This is a genomic window from Streptomyces sp. NPDC049585, assembly GCF_040675615.1.
Classification (GTDB): domain Bacteria; phylum Actinomycetota; class Actinomycetes; order Streptomycetales; family Streptomycetaceae; genus Streptomyces; species Streptomyces luteosporeus.
Genome location: NZ_JBFAPE010000011.1, coordinates 148,012 through 161,169, shown reverse-complemented (window position 1 = coordinate 161,169; position 13,158 = coordinate 148,012). Strand labels below are relative to the sequence as shown.

At 70.6% G+C, this 13,158-nt stretch carries 11 protein-coding genes; 8 read left to right on the top strand and 3 right to left on the bottom strand.

Annotation, left to right across the window (positions count from 1 at the left end):
- The first annotated feature begins 20 nt into the window (after positions 1–20).
- The 4 genes from AB0K17_RS15175 to AB0K17_RS15160 all read left to right on the top strand — a co-directional run bounded on the left by AB0K17_RS15175 (position 21) and on the right by AB0K17_RS15160 (position 5,720).
- Positions 21–1,091 carry a PAC2 family protein gene (locus tag AB0K17_RS15175; RefSeq protein WP_365966382.1) on the top strand — a complete coding sequence of 357 codons (1,071 nt, stop codon included), beginning with the start codon at positions 21–23 and terminating at the stop codon, positions 1,089–1,091.
- Positions 1,092–1,265: 174 nt separating this feature from the next.
- Positions 1,266–1,961 carry an HAD family phosphatase gene (locus tag AB0K17_RS15170; RefSeq protein ID WP_365983173.1) on the top strand — a complete coding sequence of 232 codons (696 nt, stop codon included), beginning with the start codon at positions 1,266–1,268 and terminating at the stop codon, positions 1,959–1,961.
- 436 nt (positions 1,962–2,397) lie between these two features.
- Complete coding sequence (locus AB0K17_RS15165) at positions 2,398–3,990, top strand: ABC transporter substrate-binding protein (protein WP_365966384.1); 1,593 nt, start codon at positions 2,398–2,400, stop codon at positions 3,988–3,990.
- Between the two features lie 137 nt (positions 3,991–4,127).
- Positions 4,128–5,720 (top strand): ABC transporter substrate-binding protein, encoded by a 1,593-nt coding sequence (locus tag AB0K17_RS15160; RefSeq protein ID WP_365983172.1) that lies wholly within the window; start codon positions 4,128–4,130, stop codon positions 5,718–5,720.
- A gap of 85 nt (positions 5,721–5,805) precedes the next feature.
- Here the strand turns inward: AB0K17_RS15160 and AB0K17_RS15155 are convergent, their stop codons facing one another.
- Positions 5,806–6,477, bottom strand: coding sequence for a response regulator transcription factor (locus AB0K17_RS15155; protein ID WP_344434263.1), 672 nt, complete (start codon positions 6,475–6,477; stop codon positions 5,806–5,808).
- A 15-nt stretch (positions 6,478–6,492) separates the two neighbouring features.
- Positions 6,493–7,431, bottom strand: a complete 939-nt coding sequence (locus tag AB0K17_RS15150; RefSeq protein WP_365966385.1) for a PD-(D/E)XK nuclease family protein — start codon at positions 7,429–7,431, stop codon at positions 6,493–6,495.
- 130 nt (positions 7,432–7,561) lie between these two features.
- Between AB0K17_RS15150 and AB0K17_RS15145 the strand changes: the two genes are divergently transcribed.
- The 3 genes from AB0K17_RS15145 (at position 7,562) to AB0K17_RS15135 (ending at position 10,728) form a co-directional block, all read left to right on the top strand.
- Positions 7,562–8,791 (top strand): site-2 protease family protein, encoded by a 1,230-nt coding sequence (locus tag AB0K17_RS15145; protein ID WP_365966386.1) that lies wholly within the window; start codon positions 7,562–7,564, stop codon positions 8,789–8,791.
- A 288-nt stretch (positions 8,792–9,079) separates the two neighbouring features.
- Positions 9,080–9,967, top strand: coding sequence for a tRNA (adenine-N1)-methyltransferase (locus AB0K17_RS15140; RefSeq protein WP_344434260.1), 888 nt, complete (start codon positions 9,080–9,082; stop codon positions 9,965–9,967).
- Between the two features lie 185 nt (positions 9,968–10,152).
- Positions 10,153–10,728, top strand: a complete 576-nt coding sequence (locus AB0K17_RS15135; RefSeq protein WP_365966387.1) for a hypothetical protein — start codon at positions 10,153–10,155, stop codon at positions 10,726–10,728.
- Between the two features lie 35 nt (positions 10,729–10,763).
- Here AB0K17_RS15135 and AB0K17_RS15130 read toward each other — a convergent pair whose 3' ends face one another.
- Complete coding sequence (locus AB0K17_RS15130; RefSeq protein ID WP_344434258.1) at positions 10,764–11,060, bottom strand: ferredoxin; 297 nt, start codon at positions 11,058–11,060, stop codon at positions 10,764–10,766.
- Between the two features lie 242 nt (positions 11,061–11,302).
- On the opposite strand from AB0K17_RS15130, the gene arc reads away from it, so the two are divergent.
- Positions 11,303–13,069, top strand: a complete 1,767-nt coding sequence (gene arc / locus AB0K17_RS15125) for a proteasome ATPase (protein ID WP_365966388.1) — start codon at positions 11,303–11,305, stop codon at positions 13,067–13,069.
- Positions 13,070–13,158: the final 89 nt, after the last annotated feature.

The following is a 13,158-nucleotide window of genomic DNA, read 5'->3' as shown; positions in this document are numbered from 1 at the left end:
CGGTCGGAAGGAGGCGCTGGGTGATCGAGCTTGAGGGGGTTCCCGAGCTGATCGACCCGGTCATGATCTGTGCCTTCGAGGGCTGGAACGACGCCGGTGACGCCGCCTCCGGCGCGGTGGCACACCTCGACCGGGAGTGGAAGGGCGAGGTCTTCGCCGCGCTCGACGCGGAGGACTACTACGACTTCCAGGTCAACCGGCCGACCGTCTGGCTGGACGGCGGAGTCCGCAGGATCACCTGGCCGACCACCCGGCTGTCCGTGGTGCGCGCCCAGGACGCCGGCGGCGGCAGCCCGCGCGACCTCGTCCTGGTGCGCGGTATCGAACCCAGCATGCGCTGGCGGTCGTTCTGCAACGAGATCCTGGGTTTCGCCCACGAGCTGGGCGTGGAGATGGTGGTGATCCTCGGTTCGCTGCTGGGGGACACCCCGCACACCCGGCCGGTGCCGGTCAGCGGTGTGACCTCCGACCCGGACCTGGCCCGCACCATGGATCTGGAGGAGTCCCGCTACGAGGGCCCGACCGGCATCGTCGGCATTCTCCAGGAGGCGTGCACGCACGCCGGGGTCCCGGCGGTGAGCCTGTGGGCCGCGGTGCCACACTACGTCTCCCAGCCGCCGAACCCGAAGGCGACCCTGGCCCTGCTCAACCGCCTGGAGGACCTGATCGACCTGCGCATCCCGCAGGGCGAGCTGCCCGAGGACGCGCGCGCCTGGCAGCGCGGCGTGGACCAGCTGGCGGCGGAGGACAGCGAGGTCGCCGAGTACGTCCAGTCGCTGGAGGAGGCCCGTGACACCGCGGACCTGCCCGAGGCGTCCGGCGAGGCCATCGCCCGCGAGTTCGAGCGGTACCTGCGCCGCCGGGACGGTCAGCCGGGGCAGCCGGGCCAGCCCGGGACGCCGGGCGGGCTGGCCGCCGAGCCGGGGCTGGGCGAGGGCGGCAAGGACTCCTCGTACCTGCGGGACACCGCCAGTGGCCGTACGCGGCCCTCGCGGCCGCCGGCCAAGGACGACGAGGGCGAGTCCGCGGGGCCCGAGGAGGGCCCGGAGGGGCGCGGCAAGGGCAGGGGCGAGGGCCGGGGCGAGGACTGACCGCACGGGCCCGCCCCGCGGCCGCGCAGAGCGTCGCAGGTGGTCCCGGTCGTGTGCAGATATCGACGGGACACGCCGAGGGGGGCCGCCGTACACTTGTCTGCCCGGTGAAGGCCGGTTCGTCACCCGATGCGGGTGGGGGGCCGGCCTTCTGGCCCCTCAGGAGGTGTGCGGATGACCAGCAGCATTCCCGCAGTGGACGCTCGCTCGACGACGCCCGCCCTGCAGGCCGTCCTGCTCGACATGGACGGCACGCTGGTCGACACCGAGGGCTTCTGGTGGGAGGTGGAGGTCGCCGTCTTCGAGGAGCTGGGGCATCAGCTGCTGGAGGAGTGGCGGGAAGTGGTCGTCGGCGGGCCGATGGCCCGCAGCGCCGCCTTCCTGATCAAGGCGACGGGCGCCCGGATCGCCCTGGCCGAGCTCAGCGCGCTGCTGAACACCCGTTTCTCCCAGATGATCGGGCGGGGCGTGCCGCTGATGCCGGGCGCCCGCCGGCTGCTGGCCGAGCTGGCCGCCCATGAGGTGCCCACGGCCCTGGTCTCGGCCTCCCACCGGCACATCATCGACCGCGTGCTGGCGACCCTGGGCCCCGAGCACTTCACGCTGACGGTGGCGGGCGACGAGATGACCCGCACCAAGCCGCACCCCGATCCCTACCTCCTGGCCGCCGCCCGGCTCGGGGCGGACCCGGCGCGGTGCGCGGTCATCGAGGACACGATGACCGGTGTCACCGCGGCGGAGGCGGCGGGCTGCCGGGTGGTGGCGGTGCCCTCGGTGGCACCGATCCCGCCGGCGGCCGGGCGCACCGTCGTCGGTTCGCTCGAGGAAGTGGATCTCTCTTTTCTCCGGGGTCTGATCACCGCCGGTTGATCCACAGTGGCGTGATCACTTGCGGGCTTGATCATCGAGCACCGCGGAGAAACTCTGGGCGTTTGAACGAGTGTTTTCCGTGACGAATGTGCTGGCTGAATTCCCGCGGCCGGTGAAGGTCCCCGCGGCGTGACGTTCGTCACCGCCCGTGGGGGCGGCGCGGCGGCTTGCGTGGGTCCGTGCGGGGTGTCACGGGGCTTCCGGCGGGCCCTTCTGTCCCAATTGATCATCCAGTGCCGGAATCGTTCCGCCGTCCGGATATCGGACATCCCTCGGGTGTTATCAGTGCGTGATATTGCATCAACTTCACCGTGTTCCGGATGCAGTGGCCATGCGCACTAATCTCTTCGCGAGAACTTCACGGCTGCCCGTTTGACCGACACTCCGCAATCGGTAGGGTCCGGGCACCGAACGCACCACAGGGAGAACCCCGACAATGAACCGCAAGACGCTGGTCCTGCCGACCGTGGCAGGCCTGCTGGCACCCGTACTCGTCGCCTGTGGCGGGACGGGGGCCGGCAAGGACAACGCCATCGTCATCGGAACGACCGACCGGTTCGAGGAGACCACGGACGCGCCCGCGCCCTTCGACCCCGCCGCCGCGTACGACATCGGCGCCTGGAACGTGCTCCACAGCACCTTCCAGACGCTGCTGCGGCTGCCGCGCTCGGGCACCGCGCCCGTCGCCGACGCCGCCGAGAAGTGCGCCTTCGGCGACCGCAACAGCGAGCAGTTCCGCTGCACCCTGCGCGAGGGACTGAAGTTCACCAACGGCCACGCGCTCACCGCCGAGGACGTCAAGTTCTCCATCGACCGCGCCCGGGCCATCAACTTCGAGAACGGCCCCGTCTCCCTGCTGAGCAACATCGACAAGGTGGAGACCCCCAGCGAGCGCGAGGTCGTCTTCCACCTCAAGTCGCCGGACGCCACCTTCCCGCAGAAGATAGCCACCCCGGCCGCCGCCATCGTCGACAGCGAGTCGTACGCCAAGGACAAGCTCGACAACGGCTTCAAGACCGTCGGCTCCGGCCCGTACAGCCTGAAGACCGACGTCAAGGACGACCGCGTCGTCAAGGCCACCCTGACGAAGAACCCGGACTACAAGGGCCCGCTGAAGCTGCAGAACGACAAGGTCGAGCTGCGCTTCTACGACGACTCCAAGGCCATGGAGAAGGCGCTGAAGTCCGGTGAGATCGACATGATGAACCGGGCCCTGCTGCCCGAGCAGATCAGCCGCCTGCGCGCCGGCAACGACAAGAGCATCCGCCTGCTGGAGTCGCCCGGCCAGGAGATCAGCTACCTGGCGTTCAACACCGACGACTCCTCGGTCAAGAACAAGGCCGTGCGCCAGGCCGTCGCCCAGCTGGTCGACCGCCAGGCGCTGACCCGTGACGACTACCACCGCACCAGCGAGCCGCTGTACTCCGTGGTGCCCGTGGGCCTCACGGGTCACCAGAACTCGTTCTCCAACAAGTACGGCGAGCCCAGCGCGGCCAAGGCGCGCGCCATCCTGCAGAGCGCGAACATCACCACCCCCGTGCCGCTGACGCTCACCTACACCACCGACCACTACGGCGAGACGACGGAGAAGTCGTTCAAGACGCTGCAGAAGCAGCTGAACGGCAGCGGCCTGTTCGACGCCAAGCTGCAGGGCGTGAAGTGGGCCGACTTCCGGCCGGAGGCCGCCAAGGGCAAGTACGCCGTCTACGGCATGGGCTGGTTCCCCGACTTCCCGGACCCCGACAACTACGTCGACCCCTTCGTCGGCAAGAACAACTTCCTCGGGTCCAGCTACAAGAACCCGAAGATCATCAACGACCTGATCCCCCAGTCGCGGCTGTCCTCGCAGCGCGACGCCGCCGCCCGCATCTTCCAGCAGGTGCAGGACATCGTCGCCGACGACGTCCCGGTGCTGCCGCTGTGGCAGGGCAAGCAGTACGTGGCGGTGGGGGAGAAGGTCACCGGGGCGGAGTGGGCACTCAACGCCGCCTCCGAGCTGCAGCCGTGGGAGCTCGGCAGCGGTTCCTGACCCCGTAACCCCCGCGTATCACCCGACACGCACCCAGCATCACCAGCACCACCGCACCACCAGCTCCACACGCTTTACAGCTCAACACCGTTCAAGACCGTCTCTTCAGCGAACAAAGAACTGTGAGGAACGTGCACGTGAGGAAACGTGACCAGTGGCTCGCCGCCCCGCTCACCGCGGGGCTCGCCGCCGCCCTGCTCAGCGGGTGCGGATCGGAGGACGGCAAGGCGGCCGGCACCGGGGAGTCGGTGGTCATGGGGATGTCGGACGAGGTGCTCGCCACCGACCCGGCCTCCGGTTACGACCCGGGATCCTGGCTGCTGTTCAACAACGTCTTCCAGTCGCTGATGAGCTTCCCCAAGGGCAGCACCACGCCCCAGCCGGACGCCGCCAAGCAGTGCAAGTTCAAGGACGAGGGCAGCACCGTCTACCAGTGCACCCTCCAGGACGGGCTGAAGTTCAGCAACGGCCACCCCCTCACCTCCGAGGACGTCGCCTTCTCCTTCCGCCGCACGCTGAAGATCAACGACAAGGACGGTCCGGCGGGTCCGATGCTCTCCTCCATCGGGGACATCCAGACGCCGGACAAGTCGACCGTCGTCTTCAAGCTCAAGCGCTCGGACGCCACCTTCCCCCAGAAGATCGCCTCCGGTGCCGGCTCGATCGTCGACCACACCGAGTACCCGGCCGACAAGCTGCGCACCGACGGCAAGGCGGTGGGCTCCGGCGTCTACACGCTGGCCTCCTTCGACAAGTCGAAGGCCGTCTTCAAGGTCAACGGCTCCTACAAGGGCCCGGCCACCGTGCAGAACAAGGGCATGACCCTCAAGTTCTTCCACGGCGACCAGGGCTCCTTGAAGTCCGCCGTGCAGAAGGGCGACGTCGACCTCGCCTACCGAGGCCTCGCCATGAAGGACCTCGCCGACCTGGAGACCACCTCCGGCGCCAAGGGCGCCCTGACGGTCGTCGAGGGCAACAGTGCCGAGGTCCAGCACCTGGTCTTCAACCTCAAGGACCCGGTCGTCGGCAAGGCCGGCGTGCGCAAGGCCATCGCCTACCTCATCGACCGCAGCGCCCTGGTGCGCGACGTCTACAAGCGCACCGCCGAGCCGCTGTACTCGGTGGTCCCCAGCGGCATCACCGGCCACAAGACGCCGTTCTTCGACATCTACGGCGACCGGCCGCAGCCCGCGAAGGCCGCCGACGCCCTGCACTCGGCGGGCATCAGCGGCAAGGTCAAGCTCACCCTGTGGGCCACCCCTGTCCGTTACGGCCCGGCCACCGTCGCGGAGTTCCAGGAGATAGCCAAGCAGCTCAACGCGAGCGGCCTGTTCGAGGCGGACGTCCAGACCGCCCCCATCGACCAGTACGAGAAGGACATCGCGGCCGGCAAGTACGCCGTCTACGTCAAGGGCTGGGTGCCCGACTTCCCGGACCCCGACAACTTCACCGCCCCGTTCTTCGGCGACGACAACGTCCTCGCCAACAACTACCAGTCGAAGGACATCTCGGCGATCCTGCCGGCCACCGCCGCCCAGGGCAGCCGCGCCGCCACCGTCGGCGACTTCGCCAAGCTGCAGACGACCGTCGCCCAGGACCTGCCGGTCCTCCCGCTGTGGCAGGGCAAGCAGTACGCGGTGGCCAACGAGAACGTCTCCGGCCTGCAGTGGACCCTCGACGCCTCGACCGTCTTCCGGTTCTGGGAGATCAGCAAGTCCAAGAAGGACTGAGCCGGGCCGGCACGCACCACGCCGGCACAGCGCGAAGGGCGGGCCCCCGACCGGGGGCCCGCCCTTCGCGCGTTCGCCGCTGCGCTCACTGCGCGCCGGGGCGCACCAGACCGCTCTCGTAGGCGTACACCGCCGCCTGCACCCGGTCGCGCAGCCCCAGCTTCGTCAGCACGTGCCCCACGTGGGTCTTGACCGTGGTCTCGCTCACGAACAGATCGGCGGCGATCTCCGCGTTCGACAGGCCGCGGGCCACCAGCTTGAGCACCTCGACCTCGCGCTCGGTGAGCGTGCCCAGGTTGTCCGGCAGCGGCTCCTCGCCCGAGGGCAGGTGACCGGCGTACTTGTCCAACAGCCGCCGCGTGATGCTCGGCGCCAGCATCGCCTCGCCGCCGGCCACCACCCGGATCGCCTGCACCAGCTCATGGGCGGGGGCGTCCTTGAGCAGGAAGCCGCTCGCGCCCGCGCGCAGCGCCTCCACCACGTACTCGTCCAGATCGAACGTGGTCAGCACCAGCACCTTCGCCGGGCCCTTGCGGTCCGGCCCGGTGATCTGGCGGGTGGCCTCCACACCGTCCATGCGGGGCATCCGGATGTCCATCAGCACCACGTCCGGCTGCAGCGCACGGACCTGGTCCAGCGCCTGCAGGCCGTCGCCGGCCTCGCCGACCACGACCAGATCCTGCTCGGCCTCCAGGATCATGCGGAAGCCGGTGCGCAGCAGCGGCTGGTCGTCGACCAATAGGACCCGGATCGCCACAGGAACACTCCTTCGCTAGACCGTGTCCATTCTGCCCTGACCGTCCTCGGCCGGGGCAGCCGGTCCGTCCTCGCCCGCCGGGCGCTGCGCCGGCAGCGGCAGCGGGTACGGCGGGGGAGTGCCGCCGAACTCCGGGCAGTGCGCCTGGTGGTCGCACCAGCCGCACAGCTTCGTCGGCCGAGGCCGCCAGTCGCCCGTCTCGGTCGCCAGCGAGATGGCCTCCCACAGGGCGCGCAGCTTGCGCTCCACCGCCAGCAGCTCCGCCTCGACCGGGTCGTACGTCAGCACGTCCCCGCTGCCCAGGTAGACCAGCTGCAGCCGGCGCGGCACCCGGCCGCCGGTGCGCCACATCACCAGCGCGTAGAACTTCATCTGGAACAGCGGCTCGTCCCGGTACTGCGGCCCGGGCGCCTTGCCCGTCTTGTAGTCGACGATCCGTACGTCGCCGCTCGGCGCCACGTCCACCCGGTCGACGATGCCGCGCAGCGTCAGCCCCGCCTCCCCGACGTCCGGCAGCACCGTCTCCACGTACAGCTCCCGCTCGGCGGGCTCCAGCCGGGTCGGGTCCTCCAGGGTGAACCACCGCTCGACCAGGCGGCCGGCCTCCGCCAGCCACCCGGCCAGCCGCTCGGGGTCGTGGGCGCCGTCCTCGCCGAGGAAGAGCTCCGCCAGCTCCGGCCGCGCCGCCAGCAGCTTCTCCCACTCGCCCGGCAGCAGACCCCGGGCCCGCTCCGGCGTCCGCTCGGCGGCCGGGGCATCGAACAGTCGTTCAAGCGCCGCGTGCACCACCGTGCCCCGCGTGGCCGCGGCGCTCGGCTTCTCCGGCAGCCGGTCGATCACCCGGAAGCGGTACAGCAGCGGGCACCGCATGAAATCGGCCGCGCGCGACGGCGACAGCGCGGCCTTGCGCCCGGTACGGGCGAGGGCGGCGGAAGGGTCGGTGGCGCTCTCCATGACAGAGAACCCTACGGCCCACCGGCGGCTGCAGTCCGCATACCATCGACCGTAGGCGTCCGAAGACTGCATGATGATCTTGAAAGCGCCCGGGACGGGCGGCGGGAGCCGGACGGAACGAGGGGACACCGTGGACAACAGCGGCCAGGGGCGCAACGGCGGCGAAGAAGCCGGCCGACCGGCCGGACCCGAGGACCCCAAACCACCCCGCCCCCGCGAGAGCGGCGGCGGCATCCTCATGGGCCGGCCCTTCGGTGTGCCCGTCTACGTCGCGCCCAGCTGGTTCCTGGTCGCCGCCCTGATCACCTGGGTCTTCGGCGGCCAGCTCGAACGCGTGCTGCCCGACCTCGGCGCGGTCCGCTACCTGGTCGCCCTCTTCTTCGCGGTTGCCTTCTACGCCTCCGTCCTCGTCCACGAGCTCGCCCACACCGTCGCCGCCCTCTGCTTCAAACTGCCGGTGCGCCGCATCAAGCTGCAGTTCTTCGGTGGCGTCTCCGAGATCGAGAAGGAGAGCGAGAGCCCCGGCCGCGAATTCGTCCTCGCCTTCGTCGGCCCCCTGCTCTCCCTCGCCCTCGCCGGCCTCTTCTACCTCGGCATGCGCGGCGTCGAGGCCGGCACCGTCCCCGGCGTGCTGCTCGGCGGCCTGATGATCTCCAACCTCCTCGTCGCCGCCTTCAACCTGCTGCCCGGCCTGCCGCTGGACGGCGGCCGCATGCTGCGCGCCGTCGTCTGGAAGATCAGCGGACGCCCCATGACCGGCACCGTCGCCGCCGCCTGGGTCGGCCGCGCCCTCGCCGTCGCCGTCCTCATAGGCCTGCCCCTGCTCACCCGCGGCGGCGACACCGAGAACCTCCGCGGCGTCGACGTGCTCACCGACGCCATGCTCGCCGCCATCCTCGCCGCGATCATCTGGACCGGCGCCGGCAACAGCCTGCGCATGGCCCGCCTGCGCGAACACCTGCCCGGACTGCGCGCCCGCACCCTGACCCGGCGCGCCGTGCCCGTCACCGCCGCCACACCGCTGTCGGAGGCCCTGCGCCGGGCCCACGAGGCGGGGGCCCGCGCGCTGGTCGTCGTCGACGGGCAGGGCACCCCCACCGCCATCGTCCGCGAGGCCGCCATCGGCGGCGTCCCCGAGCACCGGCGCCCGTGGGTGCAGTCCGGCTCCCTCGCCCAGGAGATCACCGACGGCATGCGCCTGCCGGCCGCCCTGGCGGGCGAGGACCTGCTCGACGCGCTGCGGACGGTGCCGGCGACGGAGTACCTGGTGGTGGAGGAGGGCGGCGAGATCTACGGCGTGCTGTCCACGACGGACGTCGAACGCGCCTTCGTAGCCGCAATGGCCCGCCCCTCGTCCTAGCCGGGGCGCCCCGTAGGGGCGCGGGGAACTGCGCGACAAGCCACGACGTGCCCGCAGTCGCCCCCCGGGGTGGCGTATCAGCTGCGGGCCGTCGCCGGCCGATCGCGCAGTTCCCCGCGCCCCTTCGGGGCGCCGTGGTGGCGCGTGACGACAATCCGCCGGACACGGGGCCCAGGGGCGGGGCGCGGCCCCGCGCTCCCTGGGGGCGCAGCCCCCGGGGCGGGGGCGCCGGGCCCGTAGGGCGGCTGTGTGGTCAGCTGCTCGCAGAGCACCCGGTAGGCTGGTCACATGTCCGAACCGACCGGTGCCGCCCGCCGTCGCGGGCCCTTCCAGGTCGGGGACCAGGTCCAGCTCACCGACCCCAAGGGGCGCCACTACACGTTCACTCTCGAGGCCGGGAAGAACTTCCACACCCACAAGGGTTCCTTCCCCCACGACGAGCTGATCGGCGCGCCCGAGGGCAGTGTTGTCCGCACCACGGGGAACGTCGCGTACCTCGCGCTGCGTCCCCTGCTCCCCGACTACGTCCTGTCCATGCCCCGCGGTGCCGCCGTGGTCTACCCGAAGGACGCGGGGCAGATCCTGGCCTTCGCCGACATCTTCCCCGGCGCGCGCGTCGTGGAGGCCGGCGTGGGCTCCGGCTCGCTGTCGAGCTTCCTGCTGCGCGCCATCGGCGACCAGGGCATGCTGCACTCCTACGAGCGCCGTGCCGACTTCGCCGAGATCGCCCAGGCAAATGTGGAGCGCTACTTCGGCGGCCCGCACCCCGCCTGGCAGCTGACCGTCGGCGATCTGCAGGACAACCTGTCGGACACCGACGTCGACCGCGTGATCCTCGACATGCTCGCCCCCTGGGAGTGCCTGGAGGCCGTCTCCAAGGCGCTGGTCCCCGGCGGCATCCTGTGCTGCTACGTGGCCACGACCACGCAGCTGGCGCGGACGGTGGAGTCCATCCGGGAGATCGGCTGCTTCGCCGAGCCGCAGCCCTGGGAATCCATGATCCGCAACTGGCACGTCGAGGGTCTGGCCGTGCGCCCCGACCATCGCATGATCGGCCACACCGGCTTCCTGGTCACCGCCCGTCGCCTGGCCGACGGCGTGGAGCCCCCGATGCGCCGCCGCCGGCCCGCCAAGGGCGCCTACGGCGAGGACTACGAGGGCCCGAACAAGGGCTGACGTCCACCACGGCACGCACGACACGCGCCGCCGCCGGGTACCGCGCACCGCGGAACTCGGCGGCGGCGCGCGTACGTTGGGCGGCATGCGGTCCGGGCCCGCTGCTTTCGCGCCGCGGGCCCGTGTGGCACGATGCGGAAGATTTCCGTCCTTGCAGAGTCCCACCTCGTCAGGAGTCAGCGCGCGTGCAGCCGTCGGCGTCCCTCCCGCACACCCGCTCCCGGCCCGTGCACTGGGTGGTCACCGCCGCCGCGGTGGCCTGCACCGTCCTCGGCGCCGCGTTGGTCGGACCCGCCGAGGACCGCGCCGAGCCCGTCGCGACCGCAAAGGCGCCCGCTGCGCCGGCGCCGCTGCCGGCTCCCGATCCGGCCGCCGCCCGCTACCCGCTGGAGTGCGGGCCGGCGGGCGTGGAGGTGACCGGCAGGGTCGCGGCCGACCTCGACCGGGACGGGCGGCCGGAGACGGCCGTGGCGGTGCGCTGCCACTCGGGGGCGGGCACCCCGCCCAGCGGTGTGTACGTCCTCGGGGCGCCGCAGACGCCCGGTGGCGCGCCCCGGGTGCTGGCCACCCTGGTGGACCCCCGGCAGCGGATGAGCGTGACGGGCCTGCAGGCGGCCGCGGGGACGGTTTCGGCCACCCTGCTCGGCTACTCCTCGGCCGGGGTGCCGCGCTGCTGCCCGGATCTGCGCCGGGCGGTCAAGTGGCACTGGCGCGGCGGGAAGTTCGTCCTGGGCGCCCTGCCGGCGCCCGAGGCGGCGTGAGCGGTCACCGACCGTCACACGCGACCGGTGCCCGGCTACGGAGCGTCGGGCCCGTACACCTCGACCTTGTCGGCGACGCGGCGGACGTGGATGCAGTCGCCGGGGCACTCCTTCGCCGAGTCGCGCACGTCGTTCAGCAGCGGCAGCGGGACGGGCGTGGTGGCACCCTTGTCCTGGAGCAGCTCGTCGTCGGGGCTCTTCACGTAGGCCAGCCCGTCGATGTCGAGCTCGAAGATCTCGGGGGCGTACTGCGCGCAGATGCCGTCACCGGTGCACAGGTCCTGGTCGATCCAGACCTCGAGCTCGTCGAGTCCGTCGTCCCGCACAGTCATCTCGCCTGCCGTTTCCTGCATTCGTGAACCAATTGGAGCCAGCCCTGACGGGTGTTGACCGAGTCGACGATACAACCGCCCGCTTTCCGATGTTGATGGGTGGGTATTCCCCTCACGTGAGGACGTGCGCAAGGGTGAAGATCGGACACACTCCTACCGGGTTTGTGATCTAGGGGTTTCAACCTGCACCGGCCCAGGTAGGGTCAGGAAGCGTCCAGCTCCCCTTGGAGGAGGTGAGGACCGTGGCAGCCCACGACGACGACATCAACCGCGGCATCCGGCCGGGGCGGGGGTCCGAAGACCCCGCGGGCCAGGTTGCCTATCTCGAGCAGGAGATCGCCGTCCTGCGACGCAAGCTCGCCGACTCTCCGCGTCACACGAGGATTCTCGAGGAGCGGATCGTCGAGCTCCAGACCAACCTGGCCGGCGTCTCCGCTCAGAACGAACGGCTCGCGAACACGCTCCGTGAGGCCCGCGACCAGATCGTGGCCCTCAAGGAGGAGGTCGACCGGCTCGCCCAGCCGCCGGCCGGCTTCGGCGTCTTCCTGACGGCCAACGAGGACGGCACCGCCGACGTCTTCACCGGGGGCCGCAAGCTCCGGGTGAACGTCAGCCCCAGCGTCGAGGCGGAGGACCTGCGCCCCGGCCAGGAGGTCATGCTCAACGAGGCGCTCAACGTGGTCGAGGCCATGGCGTTCGAGCGGCACGGCGACATCGTCACCCTCAAGGAGGTCCTCGAGGACGGCGAACGCGCCCTGGTGATAGGGCACACCGACGAGGAGCGGGTGGTGCGGCTCGCCGAGCCGCTCCTGGACATGACCATCCGCCCCGGCGACGCCCTGCTGCTGGAGCCCCGTTCCGGCTACGTCTACGAGGTCATCCCCAAGAGCGAGGTCGAGGAACTCGTCCTCGAAGAGGTCCCGGACATCGACTACAGCAAGATCGGCGGCCTGGGCAACCAGATCGAGCTGATCCGCGACGCGGTCGAGCTGCCGTACCTCTACCCGGACCTGTTCAAGGAGCACGAACTGCGGCCGCCCAAGGGCGTGCTGCTGTACGGGCCGCCCGGCTGCGGCAAGACGCTCATCGCCAAGGCCGTGGCCAACTCCCTTGCCAAGAAGGTCGCCGAGGTCACCGGCAAGCCCGCGGGGAAGAGCTTCTTCCTGAACATCAAGGGCCCCGAGCTGCTCAACAAGTACGTCGGCGAGACCGAGCGGCACATCCGGCTGATCTTCCAGCGCGCCCGGGAGAAGGCCAGCGAGGGCACGCCCGTGATCGTCTTCTTCGACGAGATGGACTCCCTCTTCCGCACCCGCGGCTCCGGGGTCAGCTCGGACGTGGAGAACACCATCGTCCCCCAGCTGCTCTCCGAGATCGACGGCGTGGAGGGCCTGGAGAACGTGATCGTGATCGGCGCCTCCAACCGGGAGGACATGATCGATCCGGCCATCCTGCGCCCCGGCCGGCTCGACGTGAAGATCAAGATCGAGCGCCCGGACGCCGAGGCCGCCAAGGACATCTTCTCGAAGTACCTGACCGAGACCCTGCCCCTGCACTCCGACGACCTCGCCGAGCACGGCGGGGACGCCAGGGCCACCATCGAGGGCATGATCCAGTCGGTCGTCGAGCAGATGTACGCCGAGTCCGAGGAGAACCGCTTCCTGGAGGTCACCTACGCCAACGGTGACAAGGAAGTCCTCTACTTCAAGGACTTCAACTCCGGCGCGATGATCCAGAACATCGTCGACCGGGCCAAGAAGATGGCGATCAAGGCGTTCCTGGACCACAACCAGAAGGGCCTGCGCGTCTCCCACCTGCTCGCCGCCTGCGTGGACGAGTTCAAGGAGAACGAGGACCTGCCGAACACCACCAACCCGGACGACTGGGCCCGCATCTCCGGAAAGAAGGGCGAGCGGATCGTCTTCATCCGCACCCTGGTCACCGGCAAGCAGGGCGCGGACACCGGCCGCTCCATCGACACCGTGGCCAGTACCGGCCAGTACCTGTAACACCGCCGTCCGGCTGCGGATGTCCCTGTTGCTCCTCCTTCCCCCGCCCCCGGTGGGGGAAGGGCCAGGGCGTCCGCAGCCGGACGTGT

What these genes read in the sequence shown, in the direction of transcription:
- AB0K17_RS15170 (WP_365983173.1), top strand. Translation starts at nt 1,266, where the DNA reads ATGACCAGCAGCATTCCCGCAGTGGACGCTCGCTCGACGACGCCCGCC.
- AB0K17_RS15165 (WP_365966384.1), top strand. Translation starts at nt 2,398, where the DNA reads ATGAACCGCAAGACGCTGGTCCTGCCGACCGTGGCAGGCCTGCTGGCA.
- AB0K17_RS15150 (WP_365966385.1), bottom strand. Translation starts at nt 7,431, where the DNA reads ATGGAGAGCGCCACCGACCCTTCCGCCGCCCTCGCCCGTACCGGGCGC.
- AB0K17_RS15140 (WP_344434260.1), top strand. Translation starts at nt 9,080, where the DNA reads ATGTCCGAACCGACCGGTGCCGCCCGCCGTCGCGGGCCCTTCCAGGTC.
- AB0K17_RS15130 (WP_344434258.1), bottom strand. Translation starts at nt 11,060, where the DNA reads ATGACTGTGCGGGACGACGGACTCGACGAGCTCGAGGTCTGGATCGAC.